This is a genomic window from Ileibacterium valens (assembly GCF_001945525.1).
Taxonomy (GTDB): Bacteria; Bacillota_I; Bacilli_A; order Erysipelotrichales; family Erysipelotrichaceae; genus Ileibacterium; species Ileibacterium valens.
On record NZ_MPJW01000145.1, the window covers coordinates 1 to 3,367 of the forward strand.

Annotated in this window: 3 protein-coding genes; all 3 read right to left on the reverse strand. The window is 48.8% G+C overall.

Annotated features, from left to right (window positions below; all coding sequences use genetic code 11):
- Positions 1 to 80: 80 nt before the first annotated feature.
- The 3 genes from BO222_RS07600 to BO222_RS13490 all read right to left on the reverse strand — a co-directional run bounded on the left by BO222_RS07600 (position 81) and on the right by BO222_RS13490 (position 3,233).
- Positions 81 to 1,619 carry a recombinase family protein gene (locus BO222_RS07600; RefSeq protein WP_075819844.1) on the reverse strand — a complete coding sequence of 513 codons (1,539 nt, stop codon included), beginning with the start codon at positions 1,617 to 1,619 and terminating at the stop codon, positions 81 to 83.
- Complete coding sequence (locus BO222_RS07605) at positions 1,595 to 2,791, reverse strand: recombinase family protein (RefSeq protein ID WP_075819846.1); 1,197 nt, start codon at positions 2,789 to 2,791, stop codon at positions 1,595 to 1,597. The genes BO222_RS07600 and BO222_RS07605 overlap by 25 nt, the downstream gene beginning before the upstream one ends.
- Positions 2,792 to 2,861: 70 nt before the next feature.
- Positions 2,862 to 3,233, reverse strand: coding sequence for a hypothetical protein (locus BO222_RS13490; RefSeq protein ID WP_143356975.1), 372 nt, complete (start codon positions 3,231 to 3,233; stop codon positions 2,862 to 2,864).
- Positions 3,234 to 3,367 lie beyond the last annotated feature (134 nt).

Genomic DNA, 3,367 nt, shown 5'->3' on the forward strand with positions numbered 1-3,367 from the left:
CAAAAGGCGGAAATCTTCCGTTTCCGACTTTCCTGAGAGGAAAGCTGGAGCACAGAGAAGATTTCCGCCTTTGATGGTATTCAGGGATAACCGGGAATAAAAGCCCGTGCAAATTTCAAAAGGTTACTGTCAACCAGTGCTCTGACCAGATCGCCATCGAACGCATCCACATGGTCCAGCTTTTGGAGAAGCTCCAAGTAATGCTGCATTCGTTCGCCTTCATACTGCAGGTCTCTGATCTTGGCAGCCAGCTTTGCGTGGTCTTTCTCCAGTTGCTCGTACTCAATGAGAAGCTCATTGTAGGCTTCGTTGAAGTTGGCGGGTGTTTGTTCAATCAGCTTCTCGGCCTTCTCAGCGATCTTCTCCATCCTTGCCTGGATGCGATCGGCTCTGGTTTGGAGCTTTTCGGTATTGTAGGTAGCGTCGAACTTTTCACTCCATTCGTCGAGAATACTCTGTTTATCTTGGAGCAGTTCGTTAACCGCGTTCACAAATTCCTGTTCTAACACGGTCTCCATTACCTGATGTGATGGGCAACGCTGGTCGCTCTCGTATTTGTTCTTCCAGCATAACCACACCGGTACTTTCTTTCCGTTCGACCTTGTGGTAACGCTTCTGGTGTACCAGGACTTGCAAACAGCACATTGAACCCGGTGGCTAAATGGATATGGAGTGTGGCAGCCTAGCCGCTCTTTACCAAACCTGTACTTGCGGTCTTTGATGATCTTTTGGACCTTATCGAAATCCTCCACGCTGATGATGCCCTGGTGGGAGTTGGTGATGTAGTAGGAAGGAATGGCGCCCTTGTTCTTGACCTGTTTCTTCGTGATGAAGTCTGGCGTATAGACCTTCTGGAGAAGCAGGTCGCCTTTGTATTTCTCGTTCATCAACATTTGCTTGATGACATTGCGGTCCCATTTATCCCTGCCAAACTTGGTCTTGATGTGCTGGCTCTCCAGATAGTTCTTGATGTCTGTGTAGGTACTGCCTTCCAGAAACATCTTAAAGATCAAACGGACCACTTTGGCTTCTTCCTCAACAATCTTAACGCCACCATCTTCTGCTCTTGTGTAGCCCATGAGGTTTCCGTAAGGGATGCGGTAGGATCCTTCTTCATATTTTTTCCGGACGCCCCATTTCACGTTCTCAGAAATGCTGCGGCTTTCTTCCTGCGCCAGGGAGGACATGATGGTCAACAGCAGCTCGCCTTTGCCATCGAAGGTCCAGATGTTCTCTTTCTCGAAGAAGACCTCCACGTTGTGCTCTTTCAGCTCACGAATGGTGGTCAGCGAGTCGACTGTGTTTCTGGCAAACCGGCTGACGGACTTGGTGATGATCAAGTCGATCTTATGGTCCAGCGCATCCTGGATCATCTGCTTGAAGCCTTCACGGTGAGCAGTGCTCGTTCCGCTGATGCCTTCGTCGGTATAGACGTTCACAAAGTTCCAATCCGCTCGTTCGCGGATCATGTTCTCGTAATAAGAAACCTGGGTTTCGTAGCTGGTCTGCTGCTCGTCTCGGTCGGTTGAAACTCTGGCATAAGCGGCAACGTTCTTTCTTGCGATGATTGGCTGAACTCTGGCCATTGTTCTGGTTACTGGGATTTTTCGTACTTGCATGTCTTTCTCCTTCCGTCTGTGAAATGGAACTCCAAGGTTCCATCTGGTTCGACTTCGATTGCTTCTACCTGAGCGCGAAAAAAGGTAGGGTCGAACTTTTTCATTTCCAACATTCTGGCTGCAATGGTCTCAAGGGTTGGTTCATCAAGATCGATGGAATGGCACTCTGCCAGGTGGTTTCTTCTGGAGTAACACTGCCAATACAAGGTGAGCTTTCCTTTGTATCTTTGAGTGATTCTCTGAAAATTTCGTCCGCAGTCTTTGCATTTCAGCTTTCCCGTAAAGGCGTTGATCGTTTTTCGGCTCATATTTGAACGACGATTTTGCTCGGTCCGTTCCTGAGCTTTCTGCCAGGTTTCTTCGTCCACCAGCGGTTCGTGATGGCCTTCCACCAGATACTGAGGGAGCTCTCCCTGATTCTTGTGCCGATCATGGACAATCGGATCACCGACATACTCTTTGCAAAGAAGAAGGACACCTGTGTAGGTCGGGTTTCTCAGGATGGCTTTAATCGTTGCTGCCTGGAATTTATTGCCTTTCCGGGTCTTCACACCGGTCTGATTCATCCACTCCAGAATGTCTCGAACGCGCATTCCGTTGGCATAGTCTTGAAACATCTTTGTCACGATCCAGCCTTCGTTCTCGTTTACGACCAGATCGTCTCCTTTCCAGTCGTATCCGAAGACCGGGTTTCGTCCGTTTGGAATTCCTTGCTCAAAGCGCTTCTTGATACCCCAGCGGACGTTGTCGGATATGCTGCGACTTTCCTCCTGGGCAAAAGAAGCCATGATGGATAGCATGAGTTCTCCATCATGGCTGAATGTGGAGATGTTTTCTTTCTCGAAGAACACCTCCACGTTGTGTTCTTTGAGCTGGCGGATGGTTGCCAAAAGGTCGACGGTGTTTCTCGCAAATCGCTGGATAGACTTGGCCAGAATCAGATCAATCTTGCCTTGCAAAGCCAATGCAATCATCCGGTTAAACTGAGGTCGGTTCTTGGTGTTGGTACCGCTGATGCCGTAGTCTGCAAACACACCTGCGTTCTGCCACAGTGGATTGTCATTGATCTTGTTGGTGAAGTGGGCGATCTGGTTTGTGATGGAGGACTGCATCAGCTCGGATTCCACAGAAACCCGGCAATAGGCTGCGACCCTTTTCAGTTTTCTGATCATGCGGATCTCCTTTCGTTGGTCCATATATCACTCTGAAAGGCCACATTATCCAGTAAATTCGATGTAAGGATTACTTCAAATTGACGGCTTTGTCGCGACCAAATTTGCCCATGTGGAAGCAATGGGAATTGCAATACTGCTTCTGATAGCTCTTGTAATTCTCGATCGGGCTGCCGCAGGTCTTGCAGTAAGTGATAACCGGGTTTCGCTTATGGACCAGATGCTGGTGCTTGTTCCACCAGTCTTCCCGACACTTTTGACAGCAGAAGATCTTTCTTTTCGGAGCATCCTCGGGAAGAAGGGCTCCGCAGTGTTTGCATCTTTTCCGCTGCTTGGCTTTCTTTCCGGCAAGACCGGCTTGTCTGCACACGTTTTGGACAGCAGACTTTGTCAGACCCAGCTGTCTGGCGATGAAGTCGTAACTTTTGTTTGCTTTGCGCATTTCGATGGTAACCTTTTGAAATTTGCACGGGCTTTTATTCCCGGTTATCCCTGAATACCATCAAAGGCGGAAATCTTCTCTGTGCTCCAGCTTTCCTCTCAGGAAAGTCGGAAACGGAAGATTTCCGCCTTTTG